Raw genomic sequence first — 18,799 nt, forward strand, 5'->3', positions numbered from 1 at the left:
ATGGGCAGTTATCATTTAAAGTATCATCCTAAAAAACCAGAAGGTATTGAAAACAAAAAAGCATATTTAGTTGGTTCAGGAATTGCAACTTTAGCAGCAGCATTTTATTTAATAAGAGATGGACATATGGATGGAAAGAATATTACTATTTTTGAAAGAAAAAATGTAAATGGTGGTGCATTAGACGGAGCTGGAAACTTCGAAGACGGTTATATTATTCGTGGCGGTAGAGAAATGGAAGAACATTACGAATGTACATGGGATTTATTTGGAGATATTCCAACACTTGAAGATCCTGAAAGAACAGTACTTGATGATATGAAAGAAATCAACGATTGGGATCCTAACGTAGCAGCTAAAAGAGTTATTCAAAATCGCGGTGAAAAAGTTGATACTTCCACACTTGGATTAAAGGAACATCATATAAAACAATTAACAAAATTATTTTTAGCAAAAGAAGAAGATTTAGGAGATTTAACTGTTGAACAATTCTTTACACCAGATTATCTTGAAACAAATATGTGGTTATTATGGCGTTCAATGTTCGCATTCCAACCATGGCACAGCGTTGTTGAAATGAAAAGATACATGGAAAGATTTATTCATTTATTACCTGGAATGACAGAATTAAGAAATATCTTATTCTCAAGATACAATCAATATGATTCATTCGTTTTACCATTGGTAAAATGGTTAAAGGATCATGGTGTAAAATTTGAAAACAATACTTTAGTTACAGACCTCGATATTGAAATCAATGAAAAGGAAAAGGTTGTTACAGGTATTCATATTGTAAAAGATGGAAAAGAACAGGTTATAAAAACAACAAGAGATGATCTTGTATTTGTAATTAACGGTTCCATGACAGAAAATTCCACTTTGGGTAGCATGGATAAAGCACCTGAACTAAACAGAGAATTAGGACCTGTTTGGAGTTTATGGAAAAATATCGCAGCAAAGGATCCTGCATTTGGAAGACCAGAAGTGTTCTATGAAAATATAGATAAAACAAAATGGGAATCATTTACAGTTACTTTCAAAGACTCAAAAATGGCTGATGTAATTAAAGAAATTACAAATAGAGATCCTTATTCAGGAAGGGTTGTAACCGGAGGAATTATTACTATAAAAGATTCAAACTGGGGTATGAGTTTCACATTTAGTAGACAACCTCATTTTGCAAATCAGCCAGACGATGTATTGGTAATGTGGGCATATGGTTTATTTGCAGATAATGAAGGAGATTATATAAAGAAAAAGATGAGTGAATGTACAGGTGAAGAATTATTAAGAGAATTGTTGTATCACATTGGTGTAGAAGGAGAATTAATGGAAGAAATTGTTGACAGCGCTATTGTTATTCCTGCAATGATGCCACATATTACAAGTCAGTTCATGCCAAGGGTAAAAGGTGACAGACCAGAAGTTGTTCCAGAAGGTAGTGTTAACCTTGCATTCCTCGGACAATTTGTTGAAATCAAAGACGACTGTGTATTTACCGTGGAATATTCAGTTCGTTCAGCTGTTATTGCAGTATATAAATTATTAAATCTTGATAAGGAAGTTCCAGAAATTTATCCAAGTAAATACGATATTAGACATGTAATAAACGCAACAAAAACTCTCTATGGAAATAAACCATTACCTGGAGAATTTTTTGTAAAGAAACTTCTTAAAGATACCTCTTTAGAAGGATTGATATAAAATAATGGCCCCTTTTAAGGGGCTTTTTTTTCAAATTTTCTTAGCGATCTTGATATATCTCCTTCAATTATCTTGCTTACTTTATCTGTTAGAATTTGTGGATCTTCTTCCATTTTGTTTTTTATCCAGTCTATAATAATACCTGTTAATGCTATTTCATAGAATTTTACTATGTCTTTTTTTAGATTTTCAGGAACATTTATATCCTTTGAAAGCTCTTCTACCACATCATATATTAATTTCGCCACATAATCATAAAGATGGTCTTCAAGGCGATTTCTATCTATAGAATTATATGCATTTAATACTATTTTCTTATTTTCCTTTAAATAGTTTAAAATACTTAAATATCCTTTTTGCCATGTTTCATAAGTTTTATTTTCTCCTATTGCTTCGCCTACTTCTGTAATAAACATCCATTCAAGTAATTCATAAATATCATGGAAATAATAATATAAAGTTCTTCTGTTTACTCCACAATCTTTTACAATATCATTGACTGTAATTTTAGATAATGGTTTTTCTTTCATTAATTTCTTTAATGATGCGGCTAATGCTCGTTTTGTTATTTCTGACATAAAACCTTCTCCTATCTTCGTTATTATTCTCAAAGAATTATATCATACTTAAGTTAAAAAACTCTTTGTTAATTGAAAAAAATCAAAGTTGTCCTGTTTTTATTTTTTTGATCAAACAGGACAACTTTCTTTTTTCATTATAATATTGAAAAAAAGCAGATTATAGTGTATAATAAAAATAACTCCCTTTTTAAAACAGGACAAAACAGAGGTGTAACATGGCAAAAGATAACTTAATTGAATTTAGAAAAAAACTTTTTTCACTTCAAGTAATTAAAATCCCAAACAATGAATGGTTATATATGCTTGGTTCTGAAACCAGAAATTCAATAATGATTGAAGGAATATTTGTAGACGAAGATGAACTTGATTCAGCAATTTCAGGAAAATACAAATCTGGTAGTGAAGTTTCAAATTATTTTAGAACAGCAAGATATTATTACAACATGGCTATTGAATTGTCTCGAACAAATGAAGAAATTCCATGTTTAACCTTCGTAAAAAACACACATAGAATGTTATTTGAAAATATTATTAAAAATTATGATAAACTGGGAAATTTTAGAAATGGTCCTATAAAAATTACCGGCGCAAAAATCAATCCTCCTATGTATGATATAGCCGATTGGATAAGGTTATGGTGTAATTACTCAAAATATGCATTTTCTAATCATCCTATTGCAGAAGCCTCTGCAAGAGTACATGTTTTTTTTGAATCTATACATCCTTTTGAAGATGGTAATGGTCGTATTGGCAGAATCCTTTTAAATTTTTTACTTATAGCAAATGGATATTTAAATATTGTTTTAAAAGGTGAAAAGGAAAAGGACAGAAATAATTATATTTTAGCTCTTGAATCTGCAGAAAAAGGAATAAGAGAAATTTTTAAAAGTTCACCCACATCTTTTACTCCTGAACAAATTGATAATCATTTTAAAAAGGAGGACACCAAAAAACTTTCAAAAATTATAAGAGATGCTATAATAGAAACATATGATAAGTTAATATGTTCTGAAAATAAAGAAAAATTGGTTACTGTTGAAGAATATTCAAATTTATCAGGAAAAACACAGGAAAATATTCGAAAAATGATTTCAAGAAAAAAACTAATTGCTTGGAAACCCCGAGGAAGATGGTTAATTTACCCATTTCAGATTAAAAATAATTAATCAAAATCCCGGAATCCTACTTTGTAAGATTCCGGGATTTTCTAGATTTTATTAATTTTCCACAACTTCAAACTGAGAGTTATAAAGATTTGCATAAAATCCATTTTTCTTTAGTAATTCTTCATGTGTTCCCTGTTCTACAACGTCACCTTCATTCATTACTATTATAAGATCTGCATTTTTTATTGTTGATAATCTATGCGCAATAACAAAACTCGTTCTTCCTTTCATTAATTTTTCCATTGCCTGCTGAACCTTTAATTCCGTTCTTGTATCAACAGAACTTGTCGCTTCATCAAGTATAAGTATTTTAGGATTTGCTAAAAAGGCTCTTGCTATGGTAATTAATTGTTTTTCACCTTGAGATATATTATTTATTTCTTCGTTTATAACCATGTTATATCCACCAGGCAATGCATGAACAAACGAATCCACATGTGCCATTTTTGCGGCTTCTATTACTTCTTCATCTGTTGCGTCAAGTCTTCCGTATCTTATATTTTCCATTATAGTTGTATTTGAAAGCCATGTGTCCTGTAATACCATTCCAAATAATGATCTTAAATCATTTCTTTTAAATTTTCTTATATCTATATCATCTATTAATATTGCACCGTCATTTACATCATAAAATCTCATTAACAATTTTACAAGCGTTGTTTTACCTGCACCAGTTGGACCAACAATGGCTATTGTTTGTCCAGGTTGAATTATTTCGGAGAAGTTTTTAATAATTATTTTATCTGGATTATATCCAAAACGCACATTTCTAAATTCAACCTTACCTTTTATCTGCGAAACATCAACAGGATTTTCAACGTCTTCTATTTCCTCTTCTTCATCTAAAAATTCAAATACACGTTCTGCAGCTGCTGCAGTTTGCTGGAAAATGTTTGATATATTTGCCAATTGTGCAATAGGTTGTGTAAATGATCTCATATATTGTATAAATGCCTGTATATCCCCAACTTCTATTAATCTTTTTGCAGCAAACCATCCACCAACCACTGCAACTACAACATATCCAAGATTTCCTATAAAATTCATTATTGGCATCATCATACTGGAGAGGAATTGGGATTTCCAGTCAGAATCGTATAATTGATCGCTTAAATTTTCAAACTTTTTTATGCTTTTTTCTTCTCCATTAAACACCCTTACTATTGTATGACCGCCATACATTTCTTCAACATGTCCATTAACATGTCCAAGATATTCCTGTCTTTTTTTGAAAAATTTCTGAGAATGTTTTATTACTGTCATCATTAAAAATCCTGATAATGGAAGTATAAATAAAGCAATTAAAGTCATCATCCAGCTTATTGAAAGCATCATTACAATAACACCAATTATCATGGTGGAAGATATAATTAATTGTGAAATACTTTGATTTAATGTTCTACTTACTGTATCAACGTCATTGGTTATTCTTGAAAGCACTTCACCGTGATTTGTCCCGTCAAAGTATTTTAATGGCATTCTGTGTATTTTTTCCATTATTTCTTTTCTTAAATTGTAGCTAACCTTCATTGAAATACCGGACATTATCCAACCCTGAATATATCCAAAAATTGCACTTAAAATATACAATCCACCTAAAATTAATATTATATTGGATATATATGCAAAATCTATTCCTTCTGTTTTTCCCATTATTTTTCCAATTATACCTTCAAATATCTTTGTTGTAGCTTTACCAAGAATTTTAGGACCAACTATTGAAAACGTTGCACTTGCCATTGCAAATACAATAACTGTTATAAATGACCATTTATATACTTTTAAATATTGCATTAATCTCTTCATTGTACCTTTAAAGTCCTTGGCTTTTTCAACAGGTCCTTTCATTCCAGGACCACCGCCCATTGGGCCTCCTCTTCGTGCGCTCATGCCAATTCCTCCTCTGATAGCTGTGAATAGGCTATTTCTCTATATGTTTCACAGCTCTTCATTAATTCATTATGAGTTCCTATTCCAACAATCTTTCCTTCATCTATAACTATAATTTGATCAGCATTTATTATTGTGGAAATTCTCTGGGCAACTATGATTATTGTACTATCCTTGGTGTATTCTCTTAATTTTCTCCTTATTGATAAATCTGTTTTAAAGTCAAGCGCTGAAAAACTATCGTCAAATATAAATATTTCAGGCTTTTTTGCAAGTGCCCTTGCAATGGATAAACGTTGTTTCTGACCGCCAGAAAAGTTTTTACCTGCCTGTGACACATCTGTTTTAAAACCTTCTGGAAGTTTTTCTATAAACTCCAATGCTTCTGCTATATCGGCAACCTTTTTCATTTCTTCATCAGTAAGGTTTTCATTTCCATATTTTATATTGGATTCTATGGTGCCGCTAAATAACGTTGTTTTTTGTGGGACATATCCTATGTGTTCTCGTAATTCTTTTTGTGTAACTTCTTTTACGTTTATTCCATCTATTAATACTTCACCCTCTGTTACATCATATATTCGTGGAATTAAATTTACCAGCGTAGATTTACCGGAACCTGTTGAACCAATTATAGCAGTTGTCTTTCCAGGTTCTGCTTTAAAAGATATCTCCTTTAAAGCATAATCTTCACCACCAGGATATTTAAAGAATACATTTTTGAATTCAACAACTCCTTTAAATGGCTTTTTAAAGTGTTTTGGTTTTTCTGGATCTGTTATTGATGGTTCCATTGCAAGTACTTCTGCTATTCTATTTGCGGATACAGAAGCTCTTGGGAATAATATGAATATCATAGACATCATTATGAATGAAAAGATTATCTGCATTGAATACTGCATAAATGCCATCATATCTCCAACTTGAAGATTGAAATTGTCTATTTGATGTGCTCCTACCCAAACTATAAGTATCATTGTAATATTCATAACAAGCATCATTGCTGGCATCATTACAGCCATTAATCTATTTACAAATAATGAAGTCTTTGTAAGTTCAACATTTGCTTTATCAAATCTCTTTTTCTCATGTTCCTGTGTGTTAAATGCTCTTATAACCATAATACCTGAAAGGTTTTCTCTGGCAATTAAATTTATTTTATCAACTAATTTCTGTATTAATTTGAATTTTGGAAATGCTACGCTGAATATTGATATAATCAATGTAAGTATTCCGGCTACTGCTACACCAATTATCCATGACATGGAAGGACTTTTATCAAGTGCTCTAAATACTCCACCAATACCAAGTATAGGCGCGTAAAACACTATTCTTATTAAAATAACCATTAAATTTTGTATTTGTGTTATATCATTTGTTGTCCTTGTTATTAATGATGCAGTGGAAAACTTGTCAAATTCCTCTCCTGCAAAGTTTTCTACCTTTGAAAATATGGCTTTTCTTAAATCCCTTGCCATTCCTGCTGCCGTTTTAGATGCAAAAAAACCAACTATTACTGCACTTGTTACACTTATCAAAGCTATTAAAAGCATTATGCTTCCTGTTGTTAAAATATAGCTTTTTTGTCTCTGATATAAATCTATTCCAACTTTTTCATATTCATTTTTTATGGCCATTGCCAATGACTGACTTATCATTGAATCCCCTAATTTACTGAATTTTTCATATATATTATCAGCAAAATCTATTCTTTGTTTTTCTGGTAAAAATATAAGTAATTTAAATATATCTACTTTGCTATTTTTATTTATTTTAAGGCCTTCTGTTTCACCTTTTTCTATTGCCTGAACTGCAAAAAAAGCCCTTGAAAATATTTTTTCAAATCCTTCTGTATTTTCATTCTCCTTTAAAATATAAACTGATTCTTTTTCAAGTATTGGATATTCATCTATATAATTTTTTGCCTCTTCACTGCCTGTTTTTATATATTCATAACCATTTAATATGCTTTTTTTCTCATCTTTATTCATAAACAAAAATAATCTTTTCATTTCAGTAGCTCTTATAACTTCCGGTATAGTTTCTGTAATGCCGCTTTTTTGAATACCAACATTAACTATATTTGACATATAATCAGGCAATGAAAGATCGCTTGTAGCTTGAATAAAGAGCAAGCCTATAGATAATATTAATAACACAGTATATGGTTTCATAAATTTCATTAGTTTAATTATTTTCATCATCTCCTTTCAAATTTTTTGTTAAAACATCTTTTAATATTCCAAGCCCGTCTATAACCTTTTTTAATTCAGTTTCTGATACATTTTCCAAAAATTCATTGAGTTTATTATCCATACTTAGATTTAATCCTTTTTTATTTTTTTCAAATTCTTCCGTTAATTCAATATATATAACCCGCCGATCCTTTGAATCCCTCACTCTTTTGACAAAATTTCGTTTTTCCAACCTGTCTATAATACCGGTTACCGTACTATTTGATAATCCAACTTCTTTGCTCAAATCACCTATTTTCATTCTCCCGTTCTTCATTAGTATCCCTAATATCATCCATTGGGAAGATGTTATTTCCATGTTTTCAAATTGTGTAGTCATAGCTTTTCTCAGCAACTCCTTTATTTCTTTGATAAGCTTTATTACCTCTATAGCAGAGCTTCTTTCATCCATTTCATCACCTCACTATTTATAAAAAACAATTTATTTCGTACGCGAAATATTTTTGTACGAAATAATATTAACATTTATATGTTAAATAAAAAGGTTCGATATGTTAACTAAAAATTATAGATAATTTTTGGTATAATAAAATCACAAAGATTATGAAAGGGGAATTAAATTGAAAGCTGTAATTATTGACGGTTATGTTGATGAACCAGCAATTTTAGGTGTTCCGCCATATGTTTCTCCATATGTTAGATATGCAGCTGGAGCATTATATTATCACGAAATTGATGTTGATTATTACACAATTGATCAGGTAAGAGATAAAGATTTATGGCAATCTTTTAATCACTATGAATACTTAATAATAATAGGCGGTGTTACTGTTCCTGGACATTATATGGGCGGAACCCCCATTTCATTAACTGAAATAGACAAACTTTTTTCGAAAAATAGAGAACCTTTAAAGGTTTTAGGTGGCTCTATTGTAAAAGGCTATACATTAAAAGGCGGAAAAGCAGCTATCCCGGTTAATCCTGATAATGTTGACTTTATTGTAAATGGTGATATAGAAAAGTTTTTATATGTTTATCCTGTTTCCGATGATTATAATTTAAACGATAAATCAGATTATGATTTAATCTCGAAAATAGCTCCTTTAGGGGCACAAATTTTAAAACAACATCCAAGATATCCTGACATTATTGCAGAAATGGATCTTTCACGTGGTTGCGAAAGAACTAATGGTTTTTGTTCTTTTTGTACAGAACCTTTAATTAGTGGTAAATATAGGGAAAGGCCTCTTGAAGATTTATTAATTGAAATGAAGGCTATTGCAGATGTTGGTGTTAAAAACTTCAGGTTTGGAAGGGCTGCAAACTTTCTTGCATATGGTTCAAAACTTAATAATGGAAAACCAAATATACCATTATTCCAGGAATTATATAGCGAAGCTGTTAAGTTTGCTGAGATATTGCATACAGATAATGCAAATCCCGCTTATATAATAAAACACAAAAACGATATTAAAAAATTGTTGGAGATTATAGTTAAATACAATACTGCTGGTGATATTCTTTCTTTTGGCGTTGAATCTTTTGATGAAAATGTGGTAAGAAAAAATAGAGTGGATATTTTTCCAGAGGAATCTATTGAAGCCATAAGAATTGTTAACGAAGTGGGCGGAATTAGAGATGAAAACGGTATTCCTAAACTTCTCCCGGGCATTAATCTGTTATTTGGTTTAATTGGTGAGACAAAAGAAACCTTTGAAATAAATAAAAGATATCTTGAACGCATAATGAAAGAAGATTTGCTTGTACGAAGAATCAACGTTCGCCAGGCAATGGCTTTTCCAGGCACTTTACTATTTAAAGAAAAACCGAAACAACATAAAAAGGAATTTAGAAAATTCAAGGAATATATGGAATCATATAATCATGAGATGTTGAAAAAGGTTTTCCCTATGGGTAGTATTTTAAAAAATGTAATTATAGAGGAAATAAGAGGAAAGATTTCATTTGGAAGGCAAATTGGAACTTATCCTATTAAAACAGGTATTATTGGGAACTTCAATATTTTCGAAAAAACTGATGCCATTGTAATAGACCATGGTGCGCGTTCTATTACAGCATTAAAGTATCCTTTTGATATTAATAATGCAAATATAAATGAATTATCTGCAATTCCTGGAATAGGGAAAAAAACTGCAGAAAAAATCGTTCTTTCTAAACCTATTACAGATATTTCAAAATTGGAAATAGATGATACTGCAAAAAGAAAAATTTCATTCTTAATAAAAAACAAATCTGCCATTTGAGGCAGATTTGTTTTTTTATTATGTTCTTTCAAAAAAATCGTCTATTTTTTTTATTTTCAATTCCATTGCAATTGGTCTTCCGTGAGGACAGGTTAAAATGTTGTATTCTATTATTTTAGAAATTAATGTTTCCAAACCCACAGGATCATCACCCGTTTTTACTGCTGCTCTACATGACATAGTTGCTATAACATTATCAAAAATCTTTTTTTCATTTTCTATACCTTCAAGTCTTAACTCATCAAGAATTTCTATAACTGTTTTTTCTGGCTCGTTTATTTTAATGTTAGAAGGCATTCCTTTTATATAGTAATCTTCATTAATTTTTGAAATTTCAAAACCAAGCTTTCTAACCCTTTCAATATTATTTTCCAATATGTCCTTTCTCACAGCATCTAAATTCAATTTTATAGGTATCATCATAAATTGCGTTGTTATATTTCCATTTTCAATAAACTCTTTTTTTAAATCCTCATAAATAACCCTTTCATGTGCTGCATGAAAATCTATAAAATATAAGGCATCCTTAACCTCCAAAAGAATATATCTATTAGCAAGCAATCCTAATATCCTATACTGAGAAAAATCCTTTGTTTCTTCTACATAATTCCTATTTTCTGAAATATTATTTTTTGAGCTATGCTCAATTATGCTTTCTTTTTTTATCCTTTCAGGTGATATTAAATTTTTAATTGGATTAGTTCTTTCATAATTCATATTTAATCCTGGTTTTTCGGTATTTTCCCGTTTTATATTAAATGTCTTATATTCAATTGTTTCTTCTTTTAAAGCGTATTCATTTTTGTTTTCCTTCTCATAATTAATTATATTCTGATTTAAATTTATTTGATTATTTTCAATATCTGAATTTAGGTTATTTTCTTCATGCTTTTCAATAGAAATCTGCATTTTAAATTTTGTTTCATTAAGAAGTGTTTGCCTTACAAGCCGCTTAAATGCATTATATAATATCTTTGATTCTGAAATCTTTACTTCTAATTTTTGAGGATGAACATTGACATCAACTTCAGATGGATCAATCTCAAAAAACACAATTCCATATGGATGTCTTCTTGATTCGAGCATTTCGCCATATCCTGCTTCAAAAACTGCGAACAACTCTCCTGAACGTATATATCTATTATTGACAAAGAATATTTGTGCGCTTCTGTTGTTCCTTGTAACCCTTGGATGTGATATATATCCTTTTATTTTATACCAGTTTTCTTCAAAATTTAATTCAAAAAAATCTTCCTCTTTTGTTTCCGGAAAAACAGTATTTATTTTTTGTATAAGCGGTGTATCTTTCTGTATATTATAAATGTTCTTTTTGTCTTTTATAAACTTAATTCCTACATTTGTGGCAAATATAAATTTTTCTATTATTTCAGTTACCATTCTTCCTTCAACAGCAGAAGATTTTAAAAATTTTCTTCGTGCTGGAAGATTAAAAAAGAGATCTTTTACTTCTATTGTTGTACCATACGGTGCCATTACTTTTTTTACATTAATAGGCTCAGAACCAACAAATTCTACTGCTGTAGCTATTTCATCACTTTTTCTTCTTGAAGTTATTTTCATTCTGGAAACCCTTGATATTGCTGCCAGAGCTTCTCCTCTAAACCCATATGTATGTATTGAATATAAATCTTCAACATCCTTTATTTTGCTTGTGGTATGTGGTTGAACTGCCAATAATATCTCATCTTCCGACATTCCTATTCCATTATCTGAAATTTTTATATATGTTTTTCCTCCATCCTGTATTTCAACAGTAATTTCATCTGCATGTGCATCAATTGAATTTTCAAATAATTCCTTTACAACTGCAAAGGTACCTGTTACTACTTCTCCAGCAGCTATTTTCATTATTACCGATTGTGGCAATTTAATTATTGCCATATTACTCGCCCCTCTTTTGTTTATATATTTCAAACAATAATATTCCAGCACTTACTGAAACATTTAGGGAATCTACATCATTTGCCATTGGAATTGAAATTAATGCATCACATTTTGATTTTACCTTTTCCCTTATTCCACTTCCTTCATTTCCCATAACAAGAGCAACCTTTCCTGTTAAATCGGTTTTATAATATACATTATTACTCATATCTGCACCATAAACCCAATATCCCTGCTTTTTTATTTCCTCAATAAACCTTGATAAATTGGTTACTTTCAATATTGGAATCCTAAAAGCCAATCCCACAGATACTTTTATAACTGTCGGAGTAACTTCAACGGAATTATCCTTTGGAATTACTATTAAATCAGCATCTGCCGCTATTGAAGATCTAATTATTGCTCCAAAATTGTGTGGATCCTGTAATTGATCAAGTATAACTATTGTGGCATCTTCTCTTAATGTTTCAAGTATCTCCTCATCCGCATATCTAAATTCTTTTCCAATATCTATAACAACGCCCTGATGTTTTGATATTCCTGACATTTTCTGCAATACCTTATCAGGCGCAAAAGAATAAGGATACTTGTTTTTTTCTGCAAGATTAATTAAATCGTTTAGTGTTTTATCCACTTTTTTGCTATCAGTAAAAAATATATTCTTAACGGGATACTTTGCTTTTATTATTTCCTTCAATACATTTCTTCCATAAACATACATTTTATTCTCTCTCCTTTAATAATTTTTTTGATTTTTCAAGTATATCGTTTAATCTAATATAATCCTTTTTCAAGAACAGATAGCCTATTACGGTTTCAAAAGCCGTTGCTTTTCTGTATTCAGGATCATTTCCTCTCTTTTTTGCACCCTTTGAATTTAATCCTCTTTTATATATATCAAATTCTTCTTCAGTAAAAACGTCTTTTAATTGATCTACAATTTTTGATTGAGCAGAAGCGCTTATATAATTTTTAGTTTCATTATGCAAACGCCCTGCTTTTTTTCTTCCATTATCTATTATATAATTAATAAAATATAGATTTAAAACAGCATCTCCAATATATGCAAATGTATCAACAGGTACTTCTTTTAAATCTCTAATATTATTTTGAAATAAACTTTCAAGCCCTTCAAACTCTTGCATTATCAGTCTCCTCTCATAATTTTATGCATCTTCATTATATCATAATTTATAATTATATTATTCTATTTAAAAACAGAAATTATGTAAATTTAATATATAATTTATAGAAAATAAATTAAAATAGTTCTTCCAGAAATTCTGGAAGAACTATTTTAAAAATCCCTCAATAATATCATCAATCAAAACTCTTTCATCATCTTCAAAAGAGTAATATCCTAAAGCAACACGCTTATAGCCTAAACCATATTTAAGAGCAAAATCCCTAACCTTTCCTTTTGGATAAGGAGTAATGGGCCATTTAATATCGTATCGAACACAATTTCTTAAAAAACCATCAAATATTCTCATTTCCTCATCACTGAGCTTAAAATAATTAAAAACAAACTCCTTAAAGTTCTTTGTTTTCTTAAAAAGCTCAGTGATGAGTTTTTTTCTTGCTAAATAAAATGGTGAAATATTATATTCCGCATCTTCAACATCTTCAGAATTCAATAATCTTCTTTCAGCTTTCTTCAAATCAAAATCACTCATCATAACATTAAAAAAATACATCTTCTTATAATCTCTTGAAAAAAAAGTTATAATTTTATCTCTGTCTTTGCTAAATATCAGCTTTAATAAATAATTTTTTGAAAAAAACAGTTTTTCAATTAACGATGTATATGTGGAAAAAAATAATATAGGAATATTATTTTTTGCAATATTTTTGAATTTTTCAATATTACTATTGAAAGTATTTTTAATATGAATCTTATAAATTTCATTATTTATGGCAAAAGGATAATCAGAATTAAATGAAAGATTATAATCATTAATAATTTTTTTTAATTCGGAAGATTTTTTTGATGGATGATAATTTTCTTTTTGGATTTTTTTGCTATAAAATTATTTAATTTTTTTGTTAATTCGTAATTTTTTATATTATCATTAAAAAGAAAATTGTTAAATTTATTATCAATATTAAAATCAAGATATTTATTATGTAGTTTAGAAACGATCTCAGAAATTTCAAAAATTCTGGAATCATTATTCATAAAATAAACCTCAAAAATAGTATCAAATTGATTGTACATTTTTGGTAAATCTTCAAAATAATAACCAAGATAATATTCAAGTAAATTAGCGGCATATACACTTTTATTTTTATCCTTTTTTCTCATCCACCATGCAGCATTATTTAAACCTGCACAGATCATAGTTGGATGAGGAAATTTTTTTGCTAAAATATATCCTTCAATAGTTTTCTTATATGTTTCATTATATTTCTTTTCATTTAAAAACTTTCTTGCTTTGAAATATTTTAGTAAAGACATTTGAACATAACTTTCATTATATTTATTACTGGAGATATTGATATCTTCTAAATTGTCATTATAAATAGAACTCAAATGTTTTAAGCTAGGAAGGATAATCTTTCTGGCATAATCCGAAATAAGAGAAAAAATTTTTTTCAAATGAAAATACTCTTTTTTTGCACAATCCTTTTTGTCCAGAATAATAAGAATTTTTATCTTTTCAAATCTTGCAAGCTCCTTTAGAGTTGTTGTTGTTGTTGAAATAATAATATTTGCATATTCAAGAGCAAGATTGTATTTCTTTTTCCATTTAGCTTTTAACAAATTAATATACAAGTTTAAAATACTATTTTTATCTATATTTTTTTTAACATAATTAAGAATAGGAATAGAATAGCTACCAAATTCAACAACATTAATAATTTTTTTTAAAGAAATTCCATTCATTTTAATCACCACGTATAAAAATTTTAATATAAATGTTTCATAAAAATTCAAAATAAGTAGGAACTAAAAATCAAAGAAAAATAGAAAGTAAAAAATTCAAAATAAAATTACTTAAATTATTAATATAAGCCCAATACAAGAAATATTACACATTTGTAAATAAAAACAAATTAATTAAAAATAAGATTTTTGCAGTATCTCAAATATTGATAAACAACGGATTTTGGTTTCAGGATTTACTTAATAAAATCACAAAATTTTATTGCTAAAATGAAAATTGTGGAGGTGAAACAGATGAAAAAAATTATATTATTAATATTAATAATATTTTTGTTTTCTATAAGTATTTTTAGTGATGAAAATAATGATGATGTTTACTCTACTGATTCAATCAATCCTCAAATTCAAACTGAATTTTCTGAGTAATCAACTAAAATCTATTTTATATTTTATATCTACGTAGATATTATATCAAAAATTTAAATTTTTTCAGCCGGCTGATAAAAAATGAAAAAAAGAGGTGAATTTAATGTATTTTGATGAAAACAAAAATGAAGCAAAGGAAGTTGTCATTATAACTCCAGATGCATGTTATATAATGATAGAAGAACATGGAACATTCACTGCACAATGTAACAGATAAAAAAATGGGGAATGAAATATTCCCCATTTCATTTAGGAGGACATAGTATGAAGATTTTTTGGATATCTATTACTGAAAATTGTAATTTAAATTGTAGATATTGTTATCAGTCTTTTAATAAAACACGTATAAATTTAAATAAATATACTGCACAAAGGGTTATTGAAATGATAAATTTGAGTAAACCTGATGTAGTACAATTTTTTGGGGGAGAACCTTTAATAAATTTTGATAATATTAAAAAGATAGTTTCTAATACTAAAGATAGTGTTAAGAAGTATTCATTAACAACTAATTTAACAATATTAAATAGTGAAATGATAAATTTTTTGAACAAATATGAATTTAGCCTTTTGATAAGCTTAGATGGGATTAAAGAATCCCATGATATTAATAGAAAGGATAAATTTGATAATCCAACTTTTGAGATTGTAGAAAAAAATTTAAAAAATTTATTAAATAAAGTTAATAAAAATAATCTTAAAATAGCAAAAACTCTTGATATCAATAATTACATATATTTATCAAGAGATTATTTTTACTTTAAAAAATTAGGATTAGATGTTGAAGTGAATGTTGATATGAATATTGATTTCTCTATAATTAATCTTGATATATTAAAAAAAGAAATAGAGATAATAGTTGAAGATATAATTAGTGAAAAAGAAAATAATATAAATTTTTGGATTATAAAGAGTGAATATGAATTTTTAAAACATTTGAAATCAGGAAAAAAAATTGTATATGCTTCAAGAGATTCATGCTATGATAAAGAGAATATGGCTATAGCAATTTCTTCGGAAGGTAACATTACACCATGTCATTTTTTTTCAGAAACCGATGATAAACAGGATTTTAAAAAGATTAATATCTATAATTTTAATCAAATTGAAGAAATAGAGTCATTTACAAGAGATTATTTTTCAAAAAATAATGATTTTGACTATTTTTCTGAAAAAGAAATATTGAATATTAGTATGAATGAATTAGTAAAAAAAGGTTGTGATAAATGTAAGTATTATTATCTTTGTGCCAATAGGATATACTACCATAATAAAAATCAGTGTTTTTATGCTAGATATAAATATAGAAAAGGACAAAAAAATAATAAAAATAATATTTGTATAAAAAAAATTATCTATGAATCATTTGAGAAAGTAGGGATAAAAAATGAATTATAAATTACTATATAGCGGTAATCAATCTCTGGATTTAGCTATTATTAATTATTTAGCTAAAAAAAATATCGAGTTTATATATAAAAATAATTCTATATATATTTCAGAAAATATATATAGAGAAATTTCACACATGGAATGTTTTTATAAAATACCTCTTGAAATAAAGAGAATGTTTGACAATGATGTGCCAGATGAAATAAAAAATATGTATTTAATGAAAAGAGAAAGGATTATTTCCAATTTTCCATTTGAAAATTTTATTGTAAAATATTATGCAATAAAAAACAATATAAAACTAGCTTATTATTATAAAGATAATGTTTTTGATCAATACCAGGAATTAAAGAATTTATTTACAATAAATAAGTTTGAAATCAAAGAACAAAATTACTATTCTGAAAAATTTATTAGTGTGTTATTTTTTCAAGGAGATATATATAATGGAATATATAATCTTTTGGCTAATATATATAATTTAAATGAATTTAAAGAGAATTTTTCTGGAATATTTTTTGATTATAATATAGCAAATGATAAAATAATATATGAGTTTGTATTTGAATACAATGAAGAAAATAAAAAGCGTTGTCTAGAAGAAATTAATCGATTTAAAAATCGTATTATTAAATTAAAAGGTGAGAAATTAAATAATTATATAAATCAAGGAATTTATACAAATTTTGAAGAGGATTTTTTATACAAATATAAAACTATGAATAAAGCTCCATTTTTAGAATTCATTTCAGAAAAAGTATATTTACCTCCAATGGAAAAGGTGATATAATGAAAGGATTTAAAATTTTTGTAAAAAACAACAAGTGGAATATAATTATTCTAACAGTAATTACAATGTTGATGGTTTTTGTATCACTGTATGTTTCAAAATACACAAAAATCTTCTTTGATGAAGGATTTGTGAATAACAATATTTCAATAATAAAAGAAAGTATTTTTCTCCTTATGGGATTATATATAGGATTATTTTTCCTGAATTTGATACAGAACTATGAATCAGTCAAATTTCTATATAACGGAATGCTTGCAATAAGAAAGGAAATATTTAAGAAAGTTTTGAAAACCGATTATAATTATTTTGTAAATAATCCAACAGGAAAAATATGGGGAGAAATTTATACACCGCCTAATAGAGTTGGTATATTTTATACATCATTAATTTTTTTACCAGCTGACATTGTAGAAGCATTTGTATATACATATATAATCTATAAAGCAAGTATTGTCGGTGGTATAATACTTTCATTATTTATTCCTTTTTTAATTTTGATAAGTTATTATACAGGAAAGAAAATAAGAAAATACGAACAGAAGATGCTTGATTCATATAGAGCGATGATGGGAAATGCAATGGATATATTATCAATGGCTAAAATAATAAAGACCAATAATAACGACGATTATTTTTTAAATATATTTAAAAAGAATCATGAAGATATGAATAACGCAGCAATAAGCACCAATGTTTTGACTACATTATGGGAAAATATAATATTAATAGTAACCGCATTATCACCATTAATTATAATATATTATGGAAATACACATATGTCTTCGTTTAAGCTTACTCAGGGTGAATTAATTGTAATATATATTTTCTCTCCATTATTCTTTAATTCATACAAGAAAATATACAAAAAATTTCTCGATTTCTATGGCGTAAAGCCATATATAAAAACAATTGAAGAACATTTGAGTTTGGAAGATGAAAAACTCGGTGAAAATAAGTTAAATAAGGGAAATTTAGAAATTCATAACTTTGAATATAATTATGGAAATAAAAAGGTAAAAATCCCTGATATAAAAGTAAATAAAGGAGAAAAGATTTTAATTCTTGGTGAAAGTGGAAGAGGGAAAAGCACAATGTTTAATGCAATAATTGGAATATTAAAAGATTATAATGGAACGATAAAAATAGGAAATAAAGATATTAAAAACATTGATATAGAGGATTTGAGAAAAAAGGTAAAACTTGTTCATCAAGAAGGATATGTATTTAATGGAACGTTAAAAGAAAATATTTTAATGGAATTGAATAATATTTCTGAAGATGAATATAAGAAGATTTTGAAAATATTGAAATTAGAAAAATTGGAAAAAGAAAAAAATGGAATAATAAATAAGGATAAGATATCAGGTGGGGAAAAAACAAGGATAAATCTTGCCCAGGTTTTGTTAAGAAAACCAGAAATATTACTTTTAGACGAAACTCTCTCTTCCGTTGATGAAGAAATGGAAAAAGAAATACTTCAGGAAATAATAAAAGCATATCCTGATATGACAATATTAATGATAACGCACAGAAAAAGTATAGCGAATTTTTTTGATAAAATAATAGAGTTGTAAAATTTTATAGAATAATAATTTC

The 18,799-nt window shown here is 27.7% G+C and carries 17 protein-coding genes; 8 read left to right on the forward strand and 9 right to left on the reverse strand.

What is annotated here, in order from left to right; all coding sequences use genetic code 11:
• Window positions 1-1,704 (forward strand): oleate hydratase, encoded by a 1,704-nt coding sequence (locus tag LN42_RS04825; protein ID WP_014296385.1) that lies wholly within the window; start codon window positions 1-3, stop codon window positions 1,702-1,704.
• A 14-nt stretch (window positions 1,705-1,718) separates the two neighbouring features.
• On the opposite strand, the gene LN42_RS04830 is transcribed toward LN42_RS04825, so the two are convergent.
• A complete protein-coding gene (locus tag LN42_RS04830) occupies window positions 1,719-2,282 on the reverse strand; it encodes a TetR/AcrR family transcriptional regulator C-terminal domain-containing protein (protein ID WP_014296386.1) in 564 nt (187 codons plus the stop codon).
• Between the two features lie 218 nt (window positions 2,283-2,500).
• Between LN42_RS04830 and LN42_RS04835 the strand changes: the two genes are divergently transcribed.
• Window positions 2,501-3,451, forward strand: a complete 951-nt coding sequence (locus LN42_RS04835) for a Fic family protein (protein WP_014296387.1) — start codon at window positions 2,501-2,503, stop codon at window positions 3,449-3,451.
• 51 nt (window positions 3,452-3,502) lie between these two features.
• Here LN42_RS04835 and LN42_RS04840 read toward each other — a convergent pair whose 3' ends face one another.
• From LN42_RS04840 to LN42_RS04850, 3 genes are read right to left on the reverse strand one after another with little or no spacing between them, the layout of a single operon-like run.
• A complete protein-coding gene (locus LN42_RS04840) occupies window positions 3,503-5,341 on the reverse strand; it encodes an ABC transporter ATP-binding protein (RefSeq protein ID WP_075780431.1) in 1,839 nt (612 codons plus the stop codon).
• Window positions 5,338-7,536 (reverse strand): ABC transporter ATP-binding protein, encoded by a 2,199-nt coding sequence (locus LN42_RS04845; protein ID WP_075780806.1) that lies wholly within the window; start codon window positions 7,534-7,536, stop codon window positions 5,338-5,340. Before LN42_RS04845 ends, LN42_RS04840 begins: the two co-directional genes overlap by 4 nt.
• Entirely contained in the window at window positions 7,529-7,987 is a 459-nt protein-coding gene (locus tag LN42_RS04850; RefSeq protein ID WP_014296390.1) for a MarR family winged helix-turn-helix transcriptional regulator, read from the reverse strand. The genes LN42_RS04845 and LN42_RS04850 overlap by 8 nt, the downstream gene beginning before the upstream one ends.
• A gap of 169 nt (window positions 7,988-8,156) precedes the next feature.
• On the opposite strand from LN42_RS04850, the gene LN42_RS04855 reads away from it, so the two are divergent.
• Window positions 8,157-9,800, forward strand: coding sequence for a radical SAM protein (locus LN42_RS04855; protein ID WP_075780432.1), 1,644 nt, complete (start codon window positions 8,157-8,159; stop codon window positions 9,798-9,800).
• A gap of 18 nt (window positions 9,801-9,818) precedes the next feature.
• Here LN42_RS04855 and mutL read toward each other — a convergent pair whose 3' ends face one another.
• The 5 genes from mutL to LN42_RS04880 form a co-directional block, all read right to left on the reverse strand.
• Window positions 9,819-11,702, reverse strand: coding sequence for a DNA mismatch repair endonuclease MutL (gene mutL / locus LN42_RS04860; protein WP_014296393.1), 1,884 nt, complete (start codon window positions 11,700-11,702; stop codon window positions 9,819-9,821).
• 1 nt (window position 11,703) lies between these two features.
• Window positions 11,704-12,426: a 23S rRNA (guanosine(2251)-2'-O)-methyltransferase RlmB gene (gene rlmB, locus LN42_RS04865; protein WP_014296394.1), complete on the reverse strand. Its 723-nt coding sequence runs from the start codon at window positions 12,424-12,426 to the stop codon at window positions 11,704-11,706.
• Window position 12,427: 1 nt separating this feature from the next.
• Window positions 12,428-12,850, reverse strand: a complete 423-nt coding sequence (locus LN42_RS04870; RefSeq protein WP_014296395.1) for a Mini-ribonuclease 3 — start codon at window positions 12,848-12,850, stop codon at window positions 12,428-12,430.
• A gap of 147 nt (window positions 12,851-12,997) precedes the next feature.
• Window positions 12,998-13,366, reverse strand: a complete 369-nt coding sequence (locus LN42_RS04875) for a hypothetical protein (RefSeq protein WP_232223921.1) — start codon at window positions 13,364-13,366, stop codon at window positions 12,998-13,000.
• 308 nt (window positions 13,367-13,674) lie between these two features.
• Window positions 13,675-14,592 (reverse strand): hypothetical protein, encoded by a 918-nt coding sequence (locus tag LN42_RS04880; RefSeq protein WP_041638496.1) that lies wholly within the window; start codon window positions 14,590-14,592, stop codon window positions 13,675-13,677.
• Window positions 14,593-14,886: 294 nt separating this feature from the next.
• Between LN42_RS04880 and LN42_RS11160 the strand changes: the two genes are divergently transcribed.
• From LN42_RS11160 to LN42_RS04895, 5 genes are all read left to right on the forward strand, one after another.
• The gene (locus LN42_RS11160) at window positions 14,887-15,018 is read left to right on the forward strand and encodes a hypothetical protein (protein ID WP_014296396.1); all 132 of its coding nucleotides are present in this window, start codon (window positions 14,887-14,889) and stop codon (window positions 15,016-15,018) included.
• A gap of 94 nt (window positions 15,019-15,112) precedes the next feature.
• Entirely contained in the window at window positions 15,113-15,235 is a 123-nt protein-coding gene (locus tag LN42_RS11165; protein ID WP_255370591.1) for a hypothetical protein, read from the forward strand.
• A gap of 47 nt (window positions 15,236-15,282) precedes the next feature.
• Window positions 15,283-16,416: a radical SAM protein gene (locus tag LN42_RS04885; RefSeq protein WP_014296398.1), complete on the forward strand. Its 1,134-nt coding sequence runs from the start codon at window positions 15,283-15,285 to the stop codon at window positions 16,414-16,416.
• Complete coding sequence (locus tag LN42_RS04890; RefSeq protein ID WP_014296399.1) at window positions 16,406-17,200, forward strand: hypothetical protein; 795 nt, start codon at window positions 16,406-16,408, stop codon at window positions 17,198-17,200. The genes LN42_RS04885 and LN42_RS04890 overlap by 11 nt, the downstream gene beginning before the upstream one ends.
• Window positions 17,200-18,777, forward strand: a complete 1,578-nt coding sequence (locus tag LN42_RS04895) for an ABC transporter ATP-binding protein (protein ID WP_014296400.1) — start codon at window positions 17,200-17,202, stop codon at window positions 18,775-18,777. The genes LN42_RS04890 and LN42_RS04895 overlap by 1 nt, the downstream gene beginning before the upstream one ends.
• The last annotated feature ends 22 nt before the right edge of the window (window positions 18,778-18,799 follow it).

This window comes from Marinitoga sp. 1137, from assembly GCF_001941525.1.
Taxonomy (GTDB): Bacteria; Thermotogota; Thermotogae; order Petrotogales; family Petrotogaceae; genus Marinitoga; species Marinitoga piezophila.

Bases quoted from the DNA above. Each gene is read 5' to 3' on its own strand.
- LN42_RS04825 (WP_014296385.1), top strand. From the start codon at position 1: ATGGGCAGTTATCATTTAAAGTATCATCCTAAAAAACCAGAAGGTATT.
- LN42_RS04830 (WP_014296386.1), bottom strand. From the start codon at position 2,282: ATGTCAGAAATAACAAAACGAGCATTAGCCGCATCATTAAAGAAATTA.
- LN42_RS04835 (WP_014296387.1), top strand. From the start codon at position 2,501: ATGGCAAAAGATAACTTAATTGAATTTAGAAAAAAACTTTTTTCACTT.
- LN42_RS04840 (WP_075780431.1), bottom strand. From the start codon at position 5,341: ATGAGCGCACGAAGAGGAGGCCCAATGGGCGGTGGTCCTGGAATGAAA.
- LN42_RS04850 (WP_014296390.1), bottom strand. From the start codon at position 7,987: ATGGATGAAAGAAGCTCTGCTATAGAGGTAATAAAGCTTATCAAAGAA.
- mutL (WP_014296393.1), bottom strand. From the start codon at position 11,702: ATGGCAATAATTAAATTGCCACAATCGGTAATAATGAAAATAGCTGCT.
- rlmB (WP_014296394.1), bottom strand. From the start codon at position 12,426: ATGTATGTTTATGGAAGAAATGTATTGAAGGAAATAATAAAAGCAAAG.
- LN42_RS04870 (WP_014296395.1), bottom strand. From the start codon at position 12,850: ATGCAAGAGTTTGAAGGGCTTGAAAGTTTATTTCAAAATAATATTAGA.
- LN42_RS04880 (WP_041638496.1), bottom strand. From the start codon at position 14,592: ATGAATGGAATTTCTTTAAAAAAAATTATTAATGTTGTTGAATTTGGT.
- LN42_RS11160 (WP_014296396.1), top strand. From the start codon at position 14,887: ATGAAAAAAATTATATTATTAATATTAATAATATTTTTGTTTTCTATA.
- LN42_RS04885 (WP_014296398.1), top strand. From the start codon at position 15,283: ATGAAGATTTTTTGGATATCTATTACTGAAAATTGTAATTTAAATTGT.
- LN42_RS04890 (WP_014296399.1), top strand. From the start codon at position 16,406: ATGAATTATAAATTACTATATAGCGGTAATCAATCTCTGGATTTAGCT.
- LN42_RS04895 (WP_014296400.1), top strand. From the start codon at position 17,200: ATGAAAGGATTTAAAATTTTTGTAAAAAACAACAAGTGGAATATAATT.